Raw genomic sequence first — 22,103 nt, 5'->3', positions numbered from 1 at the left:
CGCGTCGATACCAAGAGGGCTTAAAGCTGCGGCTCGCTTTGCGACATGGCGTCCCGGCTTTTCTGTAGGAGCGCACTTGTGCGCGACCGCAACGCCGCGTTGTAGCTAGGCGGAAGGACACGCGAAAACCAATCAGTGAGGCAACGACAACACTCTGCGGTCGCGCTCCTACAAGGCGGCGTTGGCTTTTCGCCTTTCGCTCTTGATCGTCGGGCCCCCTGTGCGGCGGTGAGGGGTGGACGATCAGGCCCGCAGGGGGATCGGCAGGACGCCGATCCCTTTTCGACAGGACAAGGATGTCCTGTCGAAAAGCCCGGCCGCCCCTCACGGACTGGCCGGCTTCACCGGCCAGCGCCAAGCGGGGGTGCCTTTTCTTTTGGTTACTTTTCTTTGGGCAAGCAAAGAAAAGTGACCCGGCCTCCGGCAGGAGGTCGGAAGCCCGCGGCAGGCGTGCACGCTGGCCGTATCGCGACAACCAAGCGATATCGCCTACCCCGGCCTACGCCGGAATGACGAGCGAAAGATATCAACCCTTCTTCAGGAACCCACCCAGCGCCAACACCACTCCCACCACCATCCCCGTAACACCCATCCACATCGGAATGGCCTTGCTGTGCGTCGCGGTGATCTTGGCCTGGCCGATCTGCACCAGCGTGTCGGTGGTCTGGTAGCTGGCATTGCCAAACACTACCCAGACGCCGGCGGCCAACAGCACGAGGCCGATAAGGATCAGAACTGCGCGCATGGGGAAAGCTCCCTTGGGATCAAGGGCTCGATCATAGGTGCGATGCGTGAAGGGGAAAAGGCGACGGCGGCGCTATCCAGCACGTCCGCCGTCGAGGGAATAACCAAGGTTCAGCTCACCTGCGCGAACAGCGCGCCGTGTCCGGGCAGGCTGAGTGTGTCGCCGGCCAGCTCGCCCTGCGCGAGCCCGTGGCCGTTGACGGGTGTCACCGCGCTCATCCCGGGCAGGGGCATCGTCACCGCTTGCCCGGAGAGATTGAAGGCAGCCAGCAAGGTGTCGTTACCGTGGCGACGGGTAAAGGCCAGTACCGGCTCGGGGGTATCGATGAACTGGATATCGCCCCAGCGCAGTGCCGGTTGTGTCTTGCGCCACGCCATGAAGGTGCGGAAGCCGTTGAGCGCCGAGTTGGGCGCGATTTCCTGCAGGGTGACGGCGAGTGCCTGATGTTCGGGCGGCACCGGCAGCCACGGATCGGCCACGCTGAAGCCAGCGTTGACGCCGCCGTTCCACGGCATGGGTGTGCGGCAGCCATCGCGGCCTTTGAAGGTGGGCCAGAACGTGATGCCGTACGGATCCTGTAGCGCGTCGAACGGCACGTCGGCTTCGGTGAGACCCAGTTCTTCGCCCTGGTACACGCAGACCGAACCGCGCAGCGAGCACACCATCGCGCTCAGCAGGTTGGCCAGCTCCGGGGATGCCTGGCCATTGCCCCAGCGACTGAGCACGCGCGTTACGTCGTGATTTGAGATGGCCCAGCACGGCCACCCTTCCAGCATCTGTGCTTCGAGATTCTGCACGGTGCCGCGAATGTAGGCCGCGCTGAAATCGTTGGTCAGCAGCTCGAAGCTGTAACCCATGTGCAGGCGGTGGCCGCTGGTGTACTCGGCGGTCGTGGCGAGCGAGTCCTCTGAGGAGATCTCGCCGATCGCTGCGACGTCGGGGTACTGGTCCATCAGCGCACGCAGCTCTTCGAGAAACGCGATGTTCTCTGGCTGCGTGTTGTTGTAGTAGTGGTATTGGAACGCGTACGGGTTGTCCGGGCTGAAGCCGCGGCCTACGCGCTTGTCTTCCGGTTTGGGCGGATTGTCGCGCAGCGCGGCATCGTGGAAGCAGAAGTTGATCGCGTCCAGGCGCAGGCCGTTCACGCCCTTGTCGAGCCAGTACTTCACCTCGCCGAGCACGGCGCGGCGCACGTCCGGGCAGTGGTAGTTGAGGTCGGGCTGCGAGGTCAGGAAGTTGTGCAGGTAGTACTGGCCGCGACGCGGCTCCCACTGCCAGGCGCCGCCGCCGAACAGCGACAGCCAGTTGTTGGGCGGCGTGCCGTCGTCTTTCGCGTCGGCCCACACGTACCAGTCGGCCTTAGAGTTGTCGCGGCTTTCGCGGCTTTCCTTGAACCAGGCGTGCTCGGCCGAAGTGTGGCTGAGCACCTGATCGATCATCACCTTCAGGCCCAGCTGGTGTGCTTTGGCCAGCAGGCGGTCGAAGTCATCGTTGCTGCCGAATAGCGGGTCGACGAGACGGTAATCGGCAATGTCGTAGCCGAAGTCGGCCATGGGCGAGCGGAAAAACGGGGAGATCCAAATCGCGTCCACGCCAAGGCTGGCCACGTAGTCGAGCTTGTCGACGATGCCCGGCAGGTCACCGACGCCGTCGCCATTGGTGTCCATGAAGCTGCGTGGATAGATCTGGTAGGTGACGGCTCCGCGCCACCAAGGTGCATCACTCATGTCGCATGTCCCGTGCCCGCCCAATGCCCGCTGTCGTCGAACAACTACAGGTCCGAGCGAAGCGCGGGGGGCAGCTTAAAGGCAGAGTGCGAAGCGGATGCCTTGACTGCATACGTATTCAAAAAAACCCGATATTGCGATGCAGCAGTGCAAAGGTGCACGCGCGCACGTCGAAGAAAACGCTGCGGCTCGACGCGGGCAAACGCAGGAAAAACCGCTGCACCGTCGTCAGTCTCGCAGGGGTATGAGCTTCTCGATCATTCGTCTCAACGGCACCGCTCACGCACGCGAGCCATTAGAATTTTGTCAAAGGTGCACAAAAAAACGCGGTCATGAATACGTATGCATAGACCTGTTCGCCTTTTGGCGCAGCCCTACCATGGCCGCCACGCGACGGGGCCCTCCGAGCATTCGGCATGCACTGGCGCGTAGCCCGCCGCAGTCTGTGGGGACTGTTGCGGCAACTACAAAACCATATGAAGTGCAAACCCGTGGGAGGGGAAGACGGTGATACTGAAACGTAATGTGCTGGCCCTGGCGCTGGCGTCCGGCCTTTGCTTTACCGCCGGCATTCATGCGACGCCGACTGATACGGACGCGAACACTGGCAGCACCGCTGCCGGCAATGGCGCAACCGGCGACCAGGCAACACCTGCCAGTGCGCAGAACGACCAGAGCGCGGACAAGACCAAGCAGACGCAGGACCAGCAGCTGGCCAAGAGCCTGTCCACCATCACGGTGACTGGCTACAACCAGGGCATGGAGCGCTCGGTCGACTTCCAGCGCTACGCCGACACCATCCAGAACGTGATCACCGCGGCCGACATCGGCGGCCTGCCGGACCAGTCGATCGCCGACGCACTGACCCGCTTGCCGGGCGTGTCGGCTGAGCGCATTGCGGGCCAGGCATCGCAGATCAACATTCGCGGTCTGTCGGGCAACTTCATCCAGACCACGCTCAACGGTCGCGAGCAGCCCTCCACCAGCGGCAGCAACTACATCAACTTCGACCAGTACCCGTCGGAGCTGATCAACATGGCCACGGTGTACAAGTCCTCGCAGGCGTCGCTGATCACCGGCGGCGTGGGCGGCACCATCGCCATGGAGACGGCCAACCCGCTCAATGCGCCGAAGGAGCAGAACCTCAACATCGACGCGCGTGGCAGCTACAACAGCCAGGCTCACGATGTGGCAGGCGCCAACTCCACCGGCTATCGCCTGAGCGCCGCGTGGCAAGGCAAGTTCCTCAACGACACCCTTGGCGTTGGCCTCGGCGTGGCGCAGATGTACCAGCCGCACGTGGCTGAGCAGTTCGTGGGCGAAGCCTCCGACGGCAACCGTGTCACGCTGCCCAGCGGTCAGCAGGCTTACCTGACTCAGGGTATCCAGCTGCAGCAGAACGGCGGCAACGAGCGCCGCACCGGCGAGATGGCTACTGTGGTGTGGAAGGCCACCGACGAACTGCAGGTGGGCGCCGATGCGTTCTACTCCAAGTTCAAGAACACCTCGTTCGGCTACGGCTTCCGTTCGCAGAACATCTACGGCAACCAGAATCTGGTTTCCAATGCGGTGCTTGGTCCTTACGGCACCATGACCGGCGGCACGGTGACCAGCCCCGGCGGCAACAACTTCTCCAACGAGACCACGGCCGACAACTACTCCACGAACACCAGCGTGTTCTCGGGTGGTCTCAACATGAAGTGGAACCACGACCGTTGGCACATCAGCGCCGACTTGTCAGAGTCGCGCGCTACCAGCAACGAAATCAACGTGGACACCACGGCTGATCCGTACACCAACCTGGGCACCAGCAGTCAGTCGCTGATGGCGCAGCAGACCACCTATCAGCTGGCGGGTCGCAGCGTGGGCACGGCGTCGTTCGCCAACCCGGGCATCTACACCAACCTCAACGACATGGGCTTGTCGCGTTACGGTGTGTATCCGTACATCTACCACGACAAGATGAAGGCGTTCCGTACGGACGTGAAGTACGACCTGCCGAACAGCTCGTGGTTCTCGGCGGTGGAAGCCGGTGTGTATGCGAACAACCACACCTACAACGCCGACCGCGAAGTGTACGTCTACGGTTCGGAGTGGGGCACCGACTTCAACAACAAGGGCTCCGCCGGTTACCAGGAGGGTGCGCTGACCATCCCGTCCAGCGCTGCCAGCGTGCGTTGCTGGAAGGGCCAGTTCGCGGGCTTCCCCTGCTTCCTTCAGTTGAACGGCCCGGCCATCCTCGCGGCGCATGGCATTACCGCCAACCCGGTGAAGGACATCAACAACAACAGCTGGTCGATGATCCAGAGCGGTTCGGTCGATACGGAGACCCGCGATCTGTACTTCCAGGGTGACATCGACGGGCAGGTGGGCGGTCGCAGCCTGACCGGCAACATCGGCATCCGCTACTCGCACCAGAAGCAGTACGCCGATGGCCTGCAGCAGGTGGGCAATAACGCCGGTGTGCCGATCACCGACGGCAACGGCTACACCAGCCTGAACTATGCGCCGCTGCACGTCGGCAAGACCTATAGCGACTGGCTGCCGTCGCTGAACCTCGCCTACCACCTCACCGACGATGATCAGGTGCGTTTCTCGGCAGCCAAGGTGCTGTCGCGTCCGCCGATCGATAAGATGATGGCCGGCTCCGGTTCGTGGGTGTCCAGCGGTCAGTACAACGTGTGGGGTGGCACCAGCCCGCTGCTCGATCCGCTGCGCGCGTTCCAGTGGGATCTGGGCTACGAGCACTACTTTGATGACTCGTCGGGCTTGATTGGCGGCGGTGTGTTCTACAAGCACATCGACTCGTTCATCCAGAACGTCACCTACAACAACTTCGACTTCGCCTCGGCCGGCATCACCGTGCCGATCGATCCGAACACCGGCAAGCCCTACCTCAACGGTCAGTACCAGAGCGCGTACAACGCTCAGGGCGGCAGCGTGAAGGGCATGGAGTTGCAGTTCGCCAAGAACCACTTCTTCCCGGGCATCTGGGAAGGTCTGGGTGTGCAGGCAAACTTCGCATTGACCACCAGCAACGTGCGTAACCCGGACACTCTGGGTGGCCCACAGTCGTACACCAGCCTGCCGGGCTTGTCCAAGCGCGTCGCCAGCGCGGCGGTGTTCTACGACTACGGTCCGTTCTCGGCACGTGTGTCGGGCAACTACCGTTCGAAGTTCGTATCCGATACGCAGATGTCGGTGAGCAACCAGTTGGTCACCTTCGCTGCGGAAACGGTGTACGACTTCCAGGCCTCGTATGCCATCAGCGAGCAGTGGCGTGCGGTGTTCCAGGTCCTGAACCTCAACAACCAGCCGACGCGCACCTACTTCGGCTCCGATCCGTCGCAGACGGGCACGATCCAGTACTTCGGTCGTACCACCTACCTCGGCGTCGAGTTCAAGCTGTAAGCCACGATCGCGCCGGCCTCCGCAAAGGGGCCGGCGCGATGCTTTCCGGCGCTGTGCAGGTTAAGGCGCCTACCTACCGCGAGGCCCGACGTGGCGGCCACCGGTCCGGAGCGAATCCGCGTTCGGTGTACTGTTCCCCACTGGGCCAGCGGCCCCTCTATGGAGAACGGCATGTCGCGGAACCGCTTGTTCAAGCCCCTGGCTTTTCTCGTTGCCCTTGCGCTTGGCGCGGGCACTTTCGCTAATGCGCGAGCGGACCATGCCGCGCCGGCTCCCGCACCCACCGTGCAGCCTTCGGGCGTTTTTTACGAAATCTTTGTGCGCGCCTGGTACGACACCAACGGCGACGGCATGGGTGATCTCAACGGCGTCACCGCGCAGCTCGATTACCTGAAATCGTTGGGCATCAGCGGCATCTGGCTGATGCCGATCAACAGCTCGCCCAGCTATCACGGCTACGACATCACCGATTACTACGGCATCAATCCGCAGTACGGCACCACCGCCGACTTCGAGCACCTGATTGCCGAAGCGCACAAGCGTGGCATCGCCGTGACCATGGATATGGTGATCAACCACAGCAGCAACGAACACCCGTGGTTCAAGGCGGCACAGCAGGCCAACGATCCGCACCGTCACTGGTACACCTGGTCGACTGCGCGTCCGGACCTCAAAGCGATCAGCGCCACGGATACCCCGATCTGGCACGCCGGCGATGACGGCTGGTACATCGGCGTGTTCGGCGGCCACATGCCCGACTTCAATTACGACAACCCGGCCGTGCGCGACGAGATGATCAAGGTCGGCAACTACTGGCTGGGCAAGGGCGTGGATGGCTTTCGCCTGGATGCCGCCAAGCACATCTACGTCGACTTCAAGTCCGACGTGCACAGCGCCAAGGCGCTGGAAAAAAATGTGGAGTGGTGGACCGAATACCACGACGCGCTTGCCAAGACGAACCCCAAGGTGACGCTGGTAGGCGAGGTGAGTGCGACGTCCCCGAAGGAGCTGGCACCGTACCTCAAGCCGCTGGGCTCGGTGTTCAACTTCCCGCTGGCGGAGCAGCTGATCGTCAGCGCCAAGAGCGAGCGCGTCGGCAAGCTCGACCAGTTGCTCAAGGACACCTACGACGCGTTCAAGGCCGCAGGCGACACGCCGCATATCGACTCCACCTTCCTGTCGAACCACGACCAGGAACGCGTGATGAGCCGTCTCGGCGGCAACCTCGACCACATGCGCATGGCCGCGGCCATGCTGCTGACCTTGCCGGGCCGGCCATACATCTACTACGGCGAAGAGCTGGGCATGGAAGGCAAGAAGCCGGACGAGAATCTGCGCGAGCCGATGCGCTGGCAGCGTGAGGCAGGCCCAGGTGAGTCGCGCTGGAAGCCTTCCAGTGTCAACCAGGGGCAGGCGGTGTCGGTGCAGGCGCAGCAGGATGACCCGAACTCGTTGCTCAACACTTATCGCACCCTGATCAGCTGGCGTGCGCAGAACAGCGCGTTGCGTGACGGTGAGCTCACCACGGTAGCCACCGGCAAGCCCGGCCTGTTCGCCTACTGGCTCGATGACGGCAAGCAAAAGCTGCTGGTGGTGCACAACCTTTCCGGCAAGGCCACTGTGTGGAAGCCGAGCGCGGATCGCTTGCCCAAGGACAGCACCGTGCTGCTGACCACCAAGCAGGAGGCCGCACTGGATCACGGCAGCCTCAAGCTGCCGGCGTACAGCACCGTGGTGCTGCACTGATGCGCCGCTTGCTGGCGTTGGGTCTGCTCTCCATCTTCGGCGGTGCGGCGCATGCCGCCGATGCCTCCGCTGACCGCATGGCGCTGGCGCTGCCCAAGGGCACGGTCGAGCTTCGTCTGCTTGCACCGGGCATCGTGCAGTTGCGAGTCGATGGCACGCGCGAGCCGGCGACGCCGGTCATTGATCCGAACGCCAGTTTCGACCCGGTGCCGGTGCAGCGTGACCAGGCCGGCGATGAGCAGGTGATGCGATCCGAGCACGTCACCTTGCGCTGGAATCCACGCCAGGCCGTATTGCGCATGGAAGACCGTGACGGACATCTGCTGCTCGATGCGGATCTCTCGCACGCCATGCAGGGCCACTGGTCGCTGCGACATGCCAAGGGTGACCCCCAATATGGCGTGGGCGGCCTCAATGCTTTCGACGCACAGGCAGGCGATCTGCTGCGAAAGGGCCAGCAAGTGGCGACGGCTGGCCGGCAGGGCCACACGGGGGCGCCGTTCGTGTGGAGTACCGCCGGCTATGGCGTGCTGGCTGACGCTGAGCCAGCGCATTTCGACTTGTCCGACACCGCCATTGCCATCCGCGCGGATCAGCAGCCGATACGCACGATTTACCTGCTCGCCGGTCAGCCCGCCGCGTTGTTCTCACAGCTGCGCCAGCTCAGCGGCGCTGCGCCGATGTTCCCCAAGTGGTCGATGGGCTTCACCAACAGCCAGTGGGGTATCGATCAGAAGGAAGCGTTGACGCTGGTCGACACCTATCGCGCCAAGCACATACCCATCGACAACTTCACCTTCGACTTCGACTGGAAGGCCTGGGGTGAGGATATGGGCGAGTTCCGCTGGAACACCGGGAAATTCGCCGACGGGCCGGACGGCAAACTCAAGCGGTTGATGGACCAGCGCGGCATGCACATGACCGGCATCATGAAGCCGCGCCTGCACGTGAACACCGTGGAAGGACGCGAGGCGACCGAGCATGGTTACTGGCTCGCGCAGTCGAAGGAAGCGCCCGACTACTTCTCGCACCAGCCAGTACGTGACGTGGACTTCGACAAGCCAGAAGTGCGCACGTGGTTCTTCAATGACGCACTCAAGGCGTCGTTCGGTACCGGCATTGTCGGTTGGTGGAACGACGAGGCGGACGATAGCGGTGTCGATACGCAGTTTCTCAACATGCAGCGCGCGATGTATGACGGCCAGCGCGCGCATAGTGGCCAGCGTGTGTGGTCGATCAACCGCAATTTCTACCTGGGTTCACAGCGCTATGCCTACGGCGTGTGGTCGGGCGATATCCAAAGCGGTTTCGAAAGCATGGCCGCGCAGCGGCAGCGCATGCTGGCGGCATTCAACGTTGGCGCGATGCACTGGGGCATGGATGGCGGCGGCTTTAAGGCGCCGCGCCCCACCGACGAGAACTACGCGCGCTGGATCGAGTTTGGCGCGTTCACGCCGATGTTCCGCGTGCATGGTGATTTCGGGCAGAAGCGCCAGCCGTGGGTCTATGGCCCCGTGGCGGAGAAAGCTGCCACCGATGCGATTCGCCTGCGTTATGCGTTGATCCCGTATATCTACGCCTACGAGCACCGCAATCACCTGGATGGCGTGGGTCTGGTGAGGCCGCTGCAGTTCGCCTACCCCAACGATGCGGCACAACGCGATCGCATTGATGCCTGGATGTTCGGCGACTACCTGCTGGTGTCGCCGGTGGTGGAGCAAGGGCAGACGATTAAGCGACTGGCGCTGCCGCCTGGGCGTTGGATCGGCTGGGCCGACGGTAAGGTCTACCAGGGCGGGCGTGAGATCAGACTGGCTGTCGACGCGAAAGGCTGGAGCGACATCCCTCTCTTCATTCGTGAAGGCGCCATCATTCCCCAGCAGCCCGTCATGGATTACGTTGGGCAGCATCCGGTCACAACGCTGGACGTGCAGGTGTTCCCTGCCGGCAGCGAGACCGGCTTCGAGCTGTACGACGATGACGGGGAGTCCTATGGCTATGAGAAGGGCGCGTATTTCCTGCAGCCGATCCGGGTGCGCCGCGAGGGCGACGTCGTGAGCTTCCATGCAGGCGCGCGTAGCGGAACTTTCCGGACCAGCTGGCAGCACTATGTGCTCGCGATTCATGGCGGTTCGGCGCGTTCGGTGACCAGCGCAGGTGCGCCGTTGCCCATGCTCGACAGCGTGGATACCGTGCGCTCGTCAACATCGGCGGGCTGGGCGCGCGGCAAGGATCGCTTTGGCGACGTCACCTACGTGAAGGTGTCGGCCGGCGAGGCACACGATGTGAAGCTCGATGGCATGGCGGTGCAGCCATGACCTTGCGTCAGCGCCTGCTACTTGCCTGCGTGCCGATGCTGTTTGCCACCGCGGTGCACGCTGACGTGCTCAATGCCAAGGGCGACGTCGACTGGCAGGGCAAGGTGGCCAGCATGAGCGCCAACGCCAATGGCAGTTTCGTGCTGCATGCGCCGAAGGGCGACCGCAGGATCGCCAGCCAGAAACTGGCTGTGCGCACGGCCAGCCCGATGTTTGATGGCCTGTTCGCCATGGCGCAGGCCGACCTGCAGCAGGACTCCGTCGCGGCGATCCGCGATGGTGCCTATGACCATGGGCACCCGATACCCTGTGAGTGCTTCGCCACCGGCGCCAAATGGCCGTTCGTGTGGACGCGCGACCTGTCGTACTCGGTCGACCTCGCACTGTGGCGACTGGATCCGGCGCGCGCGCGGCAATCGATGCGCTTCAAGCTCTCGGATGTGCGTGAGCCGACCGCGCCGCAAGGCTTGTACGTGATGCAGGACACCGGCTCCGGCGGCAGCTGGCCGATCAGCACCGATCGTGTGGTGTGGTTCCTTGGTGCGCGGCACCTGCTGGACGATTCTACGTTTGCCGATGACACCTGGCGCGCGCTGAAGGACACGCTGGCGCAGGATAGGCTCTACACCTTCGATGGCAAACTCGGCCTGTATCGCGGGGAAACCTCTTTCCTCGACTGGCGCGAGCAGACGTATCCGAGCTGGACCGCCAAGGATGTGCGCTTTATCGGCGAATCCTTCGCGCTGTCGACCAATGTGCTGCACTACGAGGCGCTGCAATTGGCCGCACAGCAGGCGGCACAGCGTCATGACGCCAATGCCGCCGACTATCGCGCGCAGGCCGAAGCACTCAAGCAGGCCATCAACACGCATTTCTGGCGTGACGACCGCGGCATGTACATGAGTTACATCGGCCCGCATGCCATGCCGGTGGATACCTATGATCTGCTGGGACTGTCGTTGGCCATCACCAGTGGAGTGGCGGATGAGGCGCGCGCGAAGCAAGCGCTGGCCAATTATCCCGCATGGCCATCTGGCAGCCCGGTGATCTGGCCCGAGCGCGCTGAGCAGCCGATTTATCACAACCGCGCCATCTGGCCGTTCGTGAGTGCTTATGCGCTCCGCGCTGCGCGTACGGTCAACGATGCGCCACGCATCGCCCATGAAATGGATTCGCTGGTGCGCGGCGCTTCGATGGCTGCGTCGAATATGGAAAACTACGAGCTGGTGTCGCAGGCGGTGCACGTCGATGAGGGCGCGCTCAGCGGCCCGGTAGTCAACTCACCGCGTCAGCTGTGGTCGGTAGCCGGCTATCTCGATATGGTGATCGGCGGCGTCTTTGGTCTTGGCGATGACGGTCGCATCGATCCCAAGCTGCCCGTCGCGTGGATGGCGCCGTTGTTCGGTGATGGGCAGCGCATCACGCTGGATCTGGGCAATCAGCGCATCACGCTGGTGCGCCCGGCGCAGGTCGATGGCGATCTGTTGGTCGCGGCATCGCAGGTTCGTCAAGGCGACGAAACCATCGTCGAGCTCAAGGCCGTGCGCACAAGTGCACGGCCGGTGCGCATCGGTGGACCGCTTTACGGGCCGGCCATGCCAGATGCACCGTCAGTAACGGCAACCGCAAAAGGTTGGCAGGTCGACTCGCCGAGCAAGGCGGTGCTTTACGTCGATGGCCGTCGCGTGGGACCGGTTGACGGCAACCTGGTGGTGCCGGATCGAGGTTCGCGCCAGTGCTTTCAGCTCACGCAGTTGGGTGAGGGTGGCATCGAGTCGCTGCCCAGCAAGGCAACCTGCGAAGGTGAGGAAACCCGCCTCACTGGCCCGGGGCCGTGGGAGTGGCGCGCGCCGGCAGACGGCACGTATCAGGTCGCGTTCTCCTACGCCAACGACCATGGCCCCATCAACACCGGTGTGACCGCTGCCGTGAAGCGGCTCGATGTGCGCTGCGATAGCGGCGAGCCGCAACCCGTGCCAGTGGTGATGCCGCACAGTGTCGGCGTGCAGCGCTCCACTTCTGGCGCGATCACCGTGCGTGCTGGTGCACCGTGCCGTTTCAGTCTGGATCAGGGCTTCAACATGAGCGACCTGAGCCACAACGCGCATTACACCGGCGAGCAGGGTGGTGCGAGCGGACCCGTGAACGATGCCGCGATCGATGCCTTGCTGGTGTCACCGTGGCCAACCGACAAGGCAACACCATGACCCGCAAGCCTGAGCTGTCGTTCTGGCAGATCTGGAACATGTGCTTTGGCTTTCTGGGCATCCAGTTTGGCTTTGCACTGCAGAACGCCAACGTCAGCCGCATCTTCCAGACCCTCGGCGCGGACGTGGGTGATATTCCGGCATTGTGGATTGCGGCGCCGTTCAGTGGCCTGATCGTGCAGCCCATCATCGGTTATCTCTCCGATCGCACCTGGACCCGATTGGGACGTCGCCGCCCCTACTTTCTGATCGGTGCCGTACTCACCACGCTGGCGCTGCTGTGCATGCCGAACTCACCCACGCTGTGGGTGGCCGCGGGCCTGTTGTGGATCATGGATGCGTCGATCAATGTATCGATGGAGCCCTTCCGTGCGTTCGTGGGTGACCAATTGCCGCCGAAGCAGCGCCCGCTTGGCTATGCCATGCAGAGCTTCTTCATCGGCGTGGGCTCGGTGGTGGCGTCACTGCTGCCATGGCTGCTTGCCAAGCTGGGCGTCAGCAATGTCGCAGGCGTGGGTGGCATCCCCGAGACCGTGAAGTACGCGTTCTATCTGGGTGGTGCCGTGCTGCTGATCTCGGTGCTGTGGACGGTGTTGTCCACACCGGAGTATCCGCCGGAACAGCTGGAGTCTTTCGACGACGCTGGCGTGGAAGCGCCGATGACCAACGCGTCAGGCGCGTGGCGCATCGGAGGCACGCTGTTTGTGCTCGGCGCGTTGCTGGTGCCGGTGATCTATCACTACGCGTTGGAGAAAGAGCTGTATCTGCTCGCCGGTGGCTTGCTGGTGTTTGGCAGCTTGTTCGTCTGGCTTTCAGCGACGCGTAGCACCGGCATGGTGCGACAGATGATGGGTGATCTGTACGACATGCCCACCACCATGCGCCAGCTCGCATGGGTGCAGCTATTCTCGTGGTTCGCGCTGTTTTCGCTTTGGATCTACACGACGCCCGCGGTGGCCGCCGTGCATTTCGGCAGCACCGATACGCACTCGGCTGCCTATAACGATGGCGCCAATTGGGTCGGCGTGTTGTTTGGCGCGTACAACGCCTTTGCCGCGCTGGCCGCTGTGCTGATTCCCTGGATGGTCCGTCGCTGGGGCTTGCGCATGAGCCATCTGGTGAACCTTTGGCTGGGTGGCGCAGGACTGGTGTCATTCCTGCTGATCCGCGATCCCCAGTGGCTGCTGCTGTCGATGGTGGGCGTCGGTTTCGCCTGGGCGTCCATTCTCTCGCTGCCGTATGCGTTGCTGTCGGACAACCTGCCGGCCGCGAAGATGGGCGTCTATATGGGCATCTTCAACTTCTTCATCGTGATCCCGCAGTTGCTGGCCGCCAGCGTGCTGGGCCTGCTGCTGCGCCTGTTCTTCCATGGGCAGCCGATCTGGGCACTCGCCTTGGGTGGTGCCAGTCTGGTGATGGCGGGGCTGTGCACGCTGCGCGTGGCGGAGCCGTCGGCGCAGCTGGACACCGTATCCGCCCAATAGCTCTCCTGTAGGAGCGCACTTGTGCGCGACCGCAACCTTGCATGGGACCGTGCGATTGGCTGCTGCGGTCGCGCACAAGTGCGCTCCCACCGTCTGGCGATGATCAACGGGGTTTGAGGCTGGATTTCCGCACGATCAGCTTCGCCGGCAGCATGGCGCTCTCGGCGGGTTCGCGACGGATCAGGCTCAGCAGATTGTCCACCAGGATTTCGCCGGCCAGCTTGGTGTCCTGCAACACCGTGGTCAGTGGCGGATTGACGAAGCTGGCCATGGGAATGTCGTCGAAGCCGGCCAAAAGCACGTCGTCCGGGACCTTCAGGCCATGGTCGTCCATGGCGCGCATGGCGCCGATGGCGATCAGGTCGCTTGCGGCGAATACCGCATCGAACGAAATGCCCCGAGCAAGCAGCGATTCGAGGGCGTCGTAGCCGGAGCGCTCGGTGCTCTCGGCATTCACCTGCAGCAGCGGCTCCTCTTCCAACCCCGCGTTGTTCAGCGCACGCAGGTGGCCGCGGTAGCGGTCGAAGAATTCCGGATAGTGGCTGGAGGCATCGCCCAGGAAGGCGATCCGTCGGCTGCCCTGTTCGATAAGGTGGGCGGTTACCGCCTGTCCGCCGCTGATGTTGTCGCAACCCACCGAGATATCGGGCTGGTCCGGCAACACCGCACCCCAGCGCACGCAGCGCGTGCCCTGGTCCACCAGCTTCTGCAGCTTGTCGCGGGTGGCGAGGTAGTCGCCGTAACCGAGCAGGATGATGCCGTCGGCCTTCTTGCTGTCCGCGTAGTCGGCATGCCAGTCGCGCGAGAACTGCTGGAACGAGATCAGCAAGTCATAGCCGCGCTGTGCGCTGGCGCGGGTGATCGAGCCCAACATCGAAAGAAAGAACGGGTTGATGTGCGACTCGTCCGCCGTGGGGTCTTCAAACAACAGCAGCGCCAGCGTGCCGGTGTGCTTGGCGCGCAGGCTGGAGGCGTTCTTGTCGACCTTGTAGTTCAGTTCGTCAACGGCCGCCTGGATACGCCGGCGGGTTTCCTCGTTGACCAGCGGGCTGCCGCGCAAGGCGCGTGACACCGTGGACTGGGAGACCCCGGCCAGATGGGCGATATCGAATGAGGTGACTTTTCCCTTGATCTGCACGCAGCTGCGACCTTTGAGTTAGCGCCGGCCGCGCTCCTTGTGGCCAGTGAGATGGATCCCGCAAATCCTAACGATTTGTGTGCTCGCTGTCCTTGATCTGACCTGAGCGAAACGCGGGCGAAAAAAAGCCCCGAGGATTAGGGGGGAATCCTCGGGGCCGGATGGAAGCGAAACCCAGGGGAGAGGTTCGCTTACCGGGTGGCTCATCCAGGGAGGTGGTGAGCCGGTGGATGCCGTTGCGCGCATCCGTAAGTTGAGAACGCGCGGCGCGAGGAAAGTTGCACGAGATGGGGTGGTTTTGGTTAGCGGGTGTTCATTTGACGGAAATCAAACACTTGGGTGTGCGCTGGTGTGTTGTTAGCTCCCTCTCCCCTCCGGGGCACGCGGGGAGAGGGGGGTAAACAGCGCGAGCCCTCTTGTGGCTCAAGCCACCCAACCCCTCAGTGCGCCTCATCCCAATTCGCCCCCACCCCCACCTCAACCACCAGCGGCACCGAAAGCGTCGCCGCCCCCGACATACGCTCGATTACGCCAGCGCGAATGTCCTCTACCGCCTCCTTGCGCACCTCGAACACCAGTTCGTCGTGCACCTGCATCAGCATGCGCGCGTCATCCTTGCGCTCCTTCAGCCACGCATGCACCGAAATCATCGCGCGCTTGATGATGTCGGCCGCCGTGCCTTGCATGGGCGCATTCACCGCAGCGCGTTCGGCGCCGGCACGCAGCGCCTGATTGCGGGCTTTGAGGTTTTCCAGATACAGGCGACGGCCAAACAAAGTTTGAACGTAACCGTCGCGATGGGCTTGCTCGCGGGTGGCTTCCATGAAGGCATGCACGCCGGGGTAGCGCGCGAAGTAACGCGCCATATAGTCGCTGGCTTCGCCACGGTCGACGCCGAGCTGGCGTGCGAGGCCGAAGGCGCTCATGCCGTACATCAGGCCGAAGTTGATGGCCTTGGCGGCGCGGCGTTGGTTGGCGCTGACCTCTTCGGGCTTGAGGCCGAACACTTCGGCGGCGGTGGCGCGATGCACGTCGCCGCCTTCGTGGAAGGCTTTGAGCAAGCCTTCGTCACCGGAAAGGTGGGCCATGATGCGCAGTTCAATCTGCGAATAGTCGGCGGCCAGCACGGACCAGCCCTCCGGCGCGATGAAGGCCTGGCGAATACGCCGGCCCTCCTCGGTGCGTACCGGAATGTTCTGCAGATTCGGATCGGACGATGACACGCGCCCGGTGGCAACGGCGCCCTGGTGATAGCTGGTATGTACGCGACCCGTGCGCGGGTTGACCATCTCGGCCAGCTTGTCGGAGTAGGTGGAGCGCAGCTTGGCGAGACCGCGGTAATCCAGGATCAGGCGCGGCAGCGGGTGCTTGTCGGCAATCGCATCCAGCGCTTCTTCGTTGGTGGAAGGCTGACCGGTCGGTGTCTTGACCAGCGCGGGCAGGCCGAGCTCGTCAAACAGGATGGCCTGCAGCTGTTTCGGCGAGTCGAGATTGAACTCGCGACCGGCGCCTTTCCAGGCTTCCTGCTGCAATTCCAGCATGCGCTTGCCCAACTGCTGGCTTTGCTTGCGCAGTTCACTGACGTCGATCAGCACGCCGCGCTGCTCCATCGACGCGAGCACAGGCACCAACGGAATTTCGATGTTCTCGTAGACCGATTGCAGCGCGGGGATGCTTTCGAGTTTCGGCCACAGCGCGTGATGCAGGCGCAGCGTGATATCCGCGTCTTCTGCGGCGTAGCGGCATGCCGTATCGACATCCACCTGCGAAAACGGAATCTGCTTGGCGCCTTTGCCGGCTACCTCTTCGTATTTGATGGTGTCGTAGCCGAGATATTTCTTGGCTAGCGAATCCATGTCGTGGCGCGTGGCGGTGGCGTTCCAAACATACGATTCCAGCATCGAATCGTGTTTGAGCCCCTGCAGCGCGATGTCGTAGTGCGACAGGATATTGATGTCGTACTTGGCGTGCTGACCGATCTTGGGGCGGCTGGCGTCTTCGAAGAACGGCTTGAGCGATGCGAGCACGTGATCGCGCGGCAGCTGGGCGGGAGCGCCGGGATAATCGTGGGTCAATGGCACATAACAAGCCTTGCCAGGTTCGATCGACAGGCTGAGGCCGACAATATCGGCCAGCATGGAGTCGATCGAGGTGGTTTCGGTATCGAAGGCCACCAGTGGCGCCGAGGCGATCCTGGTCAACCAGTCGTCCAGCTGTGCCTGGGTGGTGACCAGTTCGTACTGGCCCTGCATGTCCAAGACGGGCTCTTCCTGTAGGGGCGCACTTTGTGCTCGACCCGACTCTACCGAAGCGTCCGGTGCAGCTGATGCGCTCGTGTCGCGCACAGGGCGCGCTCCCACCGAGGGGCTCGAGCCATTGCCTTCCAGATCCTTCAGTGCCGCTTTGAACTCATAGCGCGTATACAGCTCGCGCAGCTGGTCGACGTGGCGCTCGTGCAGTTTCAGCTCGGTCACCGGCTGCCCCACGGGCACGTCGGTCTTGATGGTCACCAGGTCGCGCGACAGCGGCAGCTGCGGGAGAGCAGCACGCAGACTCTCGCCGATCTTGCCGCCCACCTTGTCGGCATTCGCCATCACGTTGTCCAGCGAGCCGTACTCAGCCAGCCATTTGGCGGCCGTCTTGGGTCCGCACTTGGGTACGCCGGGAACGTTGTCGACGGTATCGCCGGTGAGCGAAAGGAAGTCGATGATCTGGGCTGGCTCGACCCCAAACTTCTCCATCACCCCGGCGCTGTCCATGGTGGTGTTGGTCATGGTGTTGACCAGGGTGATGCCGGGTCGCACCAGCTGGGCCAGATCCTTGTCGCCGGTGGAGATCTCCACCTCGATACCCTGTGTGTGAGCCTCTTTGGCGAGCGTGCCGATCACGTCGTCCGCTTCCACACCACTGATGCGCAGGATGGGAAAACCCAGCGCGCCAACGATGGCGAGCATCGGGTCCACCTGTGCGCGCAAGTCGTCGGGCATCGGCGGTCGATTCGCCTTGTACTGGTCGTACATCTGATTGCGGAAGGTAGGGCCTGGGGCATCGCTTACGAAGGCGACGTAATCAGGCTTGGCCTTCAGCGTGGCGCGCAGCATGTTGACCACGCCAAACAGTGCGCCGGTAGGCTCGCCTTGCGAATTGCTGAGCGGCGGCAGCGCGTGAAAGGCGCGATACAGGTAGGAGGAACCGTCGATGAGGGTGAGTTTGGCCATAGGGCATTCTCGCATGCGTTCGGCGCCAGTGACGGCCGTTCAGCCTCGCCGTGCACGCGCCATCAGTTACCGCGTTATCACGTGAGGTGAGTCATACGGTCGCTTCACAAGCCGTGCGGTGTGGCACTGCTATGCTCAAGACTCACCAGGAGGCCGTCTACATGAAATCTGTTGCTCTATTTACTGTTCTAGGTGTGGCGGTCGCGTCGAGTGCGTTTGCCCAGTCTGCAAGCCAGTTTCCGCCGGCGCCGCCGCCGCCGGGCATGAATGATCCGGGTGTGAAGGCGCGCGCACCGGCACCGGCACCCGCACCGGCCGCCAAGTCGTCGTCCCCATCCTCGCAGCCCGTGTCTGCCGACACCTCCGCTCCACTCAGCCAGCCGGCAACGTCTTCCGCGCAGCAGCCGCGCGATGCACGTGGCGATGCACCGCCGCAGGTCACGGTGCGCACGGAAGGTGACCAGACGGTTCAGGAGTACCGCCGCAGCGGCCAGCTCTACATGGTGGTGGTGACGCCCAAGGCTGGTATCCCGCAGACCTACATGGTCGACCAGAAGGGCGCCTGGACCAACCAGGCCGGCGAGCACGTGAAGCCGGTGATGTACAAGGTCATGGAGTGGGGCAAGAGCAAGTCCGCCCAAGATCAGGACAATGGCGGCTGATGAACAACCACGCATGACGCCGACGTCGGAGACGCCTGCATGAACCTGCGCGAGAGCTGGCTGCTTTTCGCGCTGGGTTCGGCGTTCTTCGCCGCGCTCACGGCGCTGTTCGGCAAGATGGGCGTGGCGGGCATCAATTCCAATCTCGCCACGTTCATTCGCACCATCGTGATATTGCTGGTGACCGCGGGCATCCTCAGCCTGCGTCAGGAATGGCAGCGGCCCACCGGCTTGCCGACCAGCAGCTGGGTTTTCCTCGTGCTATCCGGTATTGCCACCGGTCTGTCGTGGCTGTGTTACTACCGTGCGCTGCAGCTTGGGCCAGTAAGCAAGGTTGCGCCTATCGACAAGCTCAGTGTCGCCATCGCCATCGTGCTCGGCGTGCTGCTGTTGGGTGAGCAGTTGAGCTGGCCGCTAGTGGTCGGTGGCGGGCTTATCGTGGCTGGCGCCATCGTCATCGCGGTGTTCTAGGGCTCATCCAATTCCAGATAGCAGCGGAAGATGCCGTCCTCGTTGAACGCTATGCGCCGCTCAGATGCAAGGTAAGCCGCCATGTTCGGTCGTTCGGCGACGCGGTCGCACAGCGCGCGTAGCCGTGTCGTACGCCGGCGCTGGCCCTTCATGGTATGGGGGAAGGCATAAGCCAGACCGGACATGAGCTGAAACAGCGACAGATCCACGTAGGAGTGGCGGCGCCCGATGGCATGCCGACCGTCACCACGTTCCAGCACTTGTTCGAAGTAGCCCAGGTATTTCGGTATGCGTTGCTCGCGGAACGCGATGGCGCGCTTGCGCGCTTCGGCGCGTTGCTCCTCGTAATACTGCTCGACCGAGATGGGGTGATGCGTGTCGTGCACTTCCGACACGATGTCAGTAACGGTTTGCTGTAACTGCATGGCGTAGATCTGGCTTGCGCCGGAGGTTGGCACCAGCCCGTGCCGGGGCGCGAGAAAGGCGAGGATGTTCGCCGTCTGTGCGATCACCTGTCTTCCCGCACGCAGGAAAGGTGGCGCAAATGGCAGGGCACCGGGATATTCGCCACGAAGGAACGGCGTGATGGCCTGGTCACCCTGTTCGCGTGCGACATCGGTGTATGACGCGCCTGCATCCTCCAGCGCGAGTCGGACGAATTCGCCGCGCCCTTGAATGCCCGTCCAGTAGTAGAGCTCATAGCGCATGACCGGTGCCTCCTCTGAAGAAGAGGAGGCTAGGTGACATGCATTCAAAGTGGCGTGTAGGAGCGCACTTGTGCGCGACCGCTGCCGGCATGGCGTCAGGGCGCTCGATCGGCGTCTTTACGACCAAGGCATGCGGGGAAGCTGCCAGTCTGCGGTCGCGCACGAGTGCGCTCCTACAAAGGGCCCGCTGAGGTGTTGGCCAGTATGCGCAGGCGCTCCCATACCAGTGCTGCCAATGGCGACAACGAGCGCTGACGTCGTTTGATCAGCACCACGTCGCGCTTTTCCTGTGGTGTCAGTGGGCGCGTCACCAGTGTCGATGGTGGTGGCGATAGTGCGGGGCTTACGCTGATGCCCAGTCCGGCTTCCACCATGCGGAATGCCGTGAGCGTATGACCTGTCTGCTGCACGATGTTTGCTTCGACACCACGGCTGGATAGCGCTTGATCAATCAAGCGACGACTGCCCGACGAGTAGTCCAGCAATATCAACGGCTGGCCGTGCAACTTGCGCCACGGTACGCGTTCAAGCTTCGCCAGGGGATGATCGGGCCGACACACGAGCACGAACGGGTCACGCAGAATCAACTCGCTGTCGAATTCACCGCTAGCGGGCGGCGCGATGGCGAGCCCGAAATCCACCTCGCCGCCTCGCACGCTGTCGAGCACCAGCGTTTGCGCCTGATCGTGAAGTTGAATGGTGAGTTCGGGATAGCGGCTTGCGCAGTCGGCAATACACTGCGGCATCATCCCGGCCGATAGCGTGGGCACCGAGGCCACGTGCACCTTGCCTCGTCGCCGTTCGCTCTCGGAGTGAACGTGGGCCAGCACGCCTTCCAGCTCGTCCAGCACGCGCCCGAGGGCGCTCTCCAGCGTGCGGCCCGCGTCGGTAGGCACCACCTCGCGCGTGTTGCGGTCGAACAGCTTCAGCCCGAGCTCCGCTTCCAGCTCGGCAATATGGCGGCTCACCGCCGGCTGGCTCAGGTGCAGGCTCTCGGCCGCACGCCGGAAATGCTGCTGCTGGGCCACGGCGAGGAATACGCGGAGCTGGCGCAGGCTGATATTCATACTGAAATCATATCAATGAATCAGATAATGCAATTGGATTTATGAATCGCTGAGCGTTCCAATAACCGTCCCGAAGATAGTCCTGGCCTGTATGTTCCTGCGCCGTTTCCTGCCCGACCGCTTCACCTGCGCACTGATCGGCACCGTGGTGCTGGCCAGCGTGCTGCCCTGTCGCGGCGCCGCGGCCGGTGTGTTCGAGGTGCTGACCGATACCGCCATCGCGCTGTTGTTCTTTCTGCACGGCGCCAAACTCTCGCGCGAGGCGGTGATGGCTGGCGCCACCCATTGGCGGCTGCATCTGACGGTGCTGGCCAGCACTTTCGTGCTGTTCCCCTTGCTCGGCCTGTTATTGCGACCCGTGCTGTCCCCATTGGTCACGCCAGCGCTATACGTAGGCGTGTTGTTTCTGTGCACGCTGCCCTCCACGGTGCAATCGTCGATCGCTTTCACATCGATGGCGCGCGGCAATGTCCCGGCGGCCATCTGCGCTGCGTCCGCCTCCAGCATGCTCGGCATCTTCGTCACCCCCTTGCTGGTCGGCGTCATGCTCGAGTCGCATGGGCAGGGCGCCATGTCGTGGTCGTCGGTAGGCGCCATCGTGTTGCAGCTTCTCGTCCCCTTCGTGGCGGGGCAGGTGGCGCAGCGCTGGATCGGCACATGGGTACAGCGCAATCGCATCATGCTGTCGTTCGTCGATCAGGGATCGATTCTGCTCGTGGTCTATACCGCATTCAGTGCCGCGGTGTTGCAGGGCTTGTGGAAGCAATTGCCGCTACCCGTACTGGGCGGCCTGCTGGTGGTCAATGCGGTGCTGCTGGCGGCGGCGTTGCTGATCACACGCTACGGTGCGCGTGCGCTTGGTTTCAACCGCGAGGATGAAATCACTATCGTGTTCTGCGGCTCCAAGAAGAGCCTTGCCAGCGGTGTGCCGATTGCCAAGGTGTTGTTTGCCGGGCATCCGCTGGGGACCATCGTGTTGCCGATCATGCTGTTTCATCAGATGCAGCTGATGACCTGCGCGGTGCTGGCGCGCCGGTATGCGGCGAAGCCGGTGGAGGTGAGCAAGGCGGAGGAAACAGCGCGGATGGCGTCGTAGCTTGCGCTCGTCATTGCAGCGCAGCCATGGCACGCTGAATTTGTAGGAGCGCACTTGTGCGCGACAACCCTGCGGAGCGGCAGGCGCGTAACGCCGCGGTCGCGCA

14 protein-coding genes are annotated in these 22,103 nt (G+C 63.1%); 8 read left to right on the top strand and 6 right to left on the bottom strand.

Features of this window, described 5'->3' with window-relative positions:
• Positions 1-526: 526 nt before the first annotated feature.
• Together AC0GUR_RS20285 and AC0GUR_RS20280 are read right to left on the bottom strand one after the other, a co-directional pair.
• Entirely contained in the window at positions 527-745 is a 219-nt protein-coding gene (locus AC0GUR_RS20285) for a hypothetical protein (protein WP_472879325.1), read from the bottom strand.
• A 110-nt stretch (positions 746-855) separates the two neighbouring features.
• Positions 856-2,472, bottom strand: coding sequence for an alpha-glucosidase family protein (locus AC0GUR_RS20280; RefSeq protein ID WP_472879324.1), 1,617 nt, complete (start codon positions 2,470-2,472; stop codon positions 856-858).
• A 507-nt stretch (positions 2,473-2,979) separates the two neighbouring features.
• Here AC0GUR_RS20280 and AC0GUR_RS20275 point away from each other — a divergent pair.
• The 5 genes from AC0GUR_RS20275 (at position 2,980) to AC0GUR_RS20255 (ending at position 13,638) form a co-directional block, all read left to right on the top strand.
• On the top strand, positions 2,980-5,883 hold the full coding sequence (locus tag AC0GUR_RS20275) for a TonB-dependent receptor (RefSeq protein ID WP_472879323.1): 2,904 nt from the start codon (positions 2,980-2,982) through the stop codon (positions 5,881-5,883).
• Between the two features lie 171 nt (positions 5,884-6,054).
• Positions 6,055-7,629 (top strand): alpha-amylase family glycosyl hydrolase, encoded by a 1,575-nt coding sequence (locus AC0GUR_RS20270; RefSeq protein ID WP_472879322.1) that lies wholly within the window; start codon positions 6,055-6,057, stop codon positions 7,627-7,629.
• On the top strand, positions 7,629-9,947 hold the full coding sequence (locus tag AC0GUR_RS20265) for a TIM-barrel domain-containing protein (RefSeq protein ID WP_472879321.1): 2,319 nt from the start codon (positions 7,629-7,631) through the stop codon (positions 9,945-9,947). The genes AC0GUR_RS20270 and AC0GUR_RS20265 overlap by 1 nt, the downstream gene beginning before the upstream one ends.
• Positions 9,944-12,154, top strand: a complete 2,211-nt coding sequence (locus AC0GUR_RS20260; RefSeq protein WP_472879320.1) for an alpha-L-rhamnosidase-related protein — start codon at positions 9,944-9,946, stop codon at positions 12,152-12,154. The genes AC0GUR_RS20265 and AC0GUR_RS20260 overlap by 4 nt, the downstream gene beginning before the upstream one ends.
• A complete protein-coding gene (locus AC0GUR_RS20255) occupies positions 12,151-13,638 on the top strand; it encodes an MFS transporter (RefSeq protein ID WP_472879319.1) in 1,488 nt (495 codons plus the stop codon). Before AC0GUR_RS20260 ends, AC0GUR_RS20255 begins: the two co-directional genes overlap by 4 nt.
• A 103-nt stretch (positions 13,639-13,741) precedes the next feature.
• On the opposite strand, the gene AC0GUR_RS20250 is transcribed toward AC0GUR_RS20255, so the two are convergent.
• Complete coding sequence (locus tag AC0GUR_RS20250; RefSeq protein WP_472879328.1) at positions 13,742-14,770, bottom strand: LacI family DNA-binding transcriptional regulator; 1,029 nt, start codon at positions 14,768-14,770, stop codon at positions 13,742-13,744.
• Positions 14,771-15,216: 446 nt separating this feature from the next.
• A complete protein-coding gene (polA, locus tag AC0GUR_RS20245; RefSeq protein ID WP_472879318.1) occupies positions 15,217-17,994 on the bottom strand; it encodes a DNA polymerase I in 2,778 nt (925 codons plus the stop codon).
• A gap of 161 nt (positions 17,995-18,155) precedes the next feature.
• On the opposite strand from polA, the gene AC0GUR_RS20240 reads away from it, so the two are divergent.
• A complete protein-coding gene (locus tag AC0GUR_RS20240) occupies positions 18,156-18,656 on the top strand; it encodes a DUF2782 domain-containing protein (protein ID WP_472879317.1) in 501 nt (166 codons plus the stop codon).
• Between the two features lie 39 nt (positions 18,657-18,695).
• On the top strand, positions 18,696-19,127 hold the full coding sequence (locus tag AC0GUR_RS20235; protein ID WP_472879316.1) for an EamA family transporter: 432 nt from the start codon (positions 18,696-18,698) through the stop codon (positions 19,125-19,127).
• Here the strand turns inward: AC0GUR_RS20235 and AC0GUR_RS20230 are convergent.
• Positions 19,124-19,834 carry a glutathione S-transferase gene (locus tag AC0GUR_RS20230; RefSeq protein WP_472879315.1) on the bottom strand — a complete coding sequence of 237 codons (711 nt, stop codon included), beginning with the start codon at positions 19,832-19,834 and terminating at the stop codon, positions 19,124-19,126. The genes AC0GUR_RS20235 and AC0GUR_RS20230 overlap by 4 nt on opposite strands.
• A gap of 173 nt (positions 19,835-20,007) precedes the next feature.
• A complete protein-coding gene (locus AC0GUR_RS20225; RefSeq protein ID WP_472879314.1) occupies positions 20,008-20,901 on the bottom strand; it encodes a LysR family transcriptional regulator in 894 nt (297 codons plus the stop codon).
• A gap of 91 nt (positions 20,902-20,992) precedes the next feature.
• Between AC0GUR_RS20225 and AC0GUR_RS20220 the strand changes: the two genes are divergently transcribed.
• A complete protein-coding gene (locus tag AC0GUR_RS20220) occupies positions 20,993-21,997 on the top strand; it encodes a bile acid:sodium symporter family protein (RefSeq protein ID WP_472879313.1) in 1,005 nt (334 codons plus the stop codon).
• Positions 21,998-22,103 lie beyond the last annotated feature (106 nt).

The organism is Dyella sp. PARNA 12/25, from assembly GCF_055702865.1.
Note: the sequence above shows the minus strand (reverse complement) of the source record. Positions and strands in the feature narration are given on the sequence as shown.

What these genes read in the sequence shown, in the direction of transcription:
- AC0GUR_RS20225 (WP_472879314.1), bottom strand. Translation starts at nt 20,901, where the DNA reads ATGAATATCAGCCTGCGCCAGCTCCGCGTATTCCTCGCCGTGGCCCAG.
- AC0GUR_RS20285 (WP_472879325.1), bottom strand. Translation starts at nt 745, where the DNA reads ATGCGCGCAGTTCTGATCCTTATCGGCCTCGTGCTGTTGGCCGCCGGC.
- AC0GUR_RS20235 (WP_472879316.1), top strand. Translation starts at nt 18,696, where the DNA reads ATGAACCTGCGCGAGAGCTGGCTGCTTTTCGCGCTGGGTTCGGCGTTC.
- AC0GUR_RS20280 (WP_472879324.1), bottom strand. Translation starts at nt 2,472, where the DNA reads ATGAGTGATGCACCTTGGTGGCGCGGAGCCGTCACCTACCAGATCTAT.
- AC0GUR_RS20255 (WP_472879319.1), top strand. Translation starts at nt 12,151, where the DNA reads ATGACCCGCAAGCCTGAGCTGTCGTTCTGGCAGATCTGGAACATGTGC.
- AC0GUR_RS20240 (WP_472879317.1), top strand. Translation starts at nt 18,156, where the DNA reads ATGAAATCTGTTGCTCTATTTACTGTTCTAGGTGTGGCGGTCGCGTCG.
- AC0GUR_RS20230 (WP_472879315.1), bottom strand. Translation starts at nt 19,834, where the DNA reads ATGCGCTATGAGCTCTACTACTGGACGGGCATTCAAGGGCGCGGCGAA.
- AC0GUR_RS20260 (WP_472879320.1), top strand. Translation starts at nt 9,944, where the DNA reads ATGACCTTGCGTCAGCGCCTGCTACTTGCCTGCGTGCCGATGCTGTTT.
- AC0GUR_RS20220 (WP_472879313.1), top strand. Translation starts at nt 20,993, where the DNA reads ATGTTCCTGCGCCGTTTCCTGCCCGACCGCTTCACCTGCGCACTGATC.
- AC0GUR_RS20265 (WP_472879321.1), top strand. Translation starts at nt 7,629, where the DNA reads ATGCGCCGCTTGCTGGCGTTGGGTCTGCTCTCCATCTTCGGCGGTGCG.
- AC0GUR_RS20270 (WP_472879322.1), top strand. Translation starts at nt 6,055, where the DNA reads ATGTCGCGGAACCGCTTGTTCAAGCCCCTGGCTTTTCTCGTTGCCCTT.
- polA (WP_472879318.1), bottom strand. Translation starts at nt 17,994, where the DNA reads ATGGCCAAACTCACCCTCATCGACGGTTCCTCCTACCTGTATCGCGCC.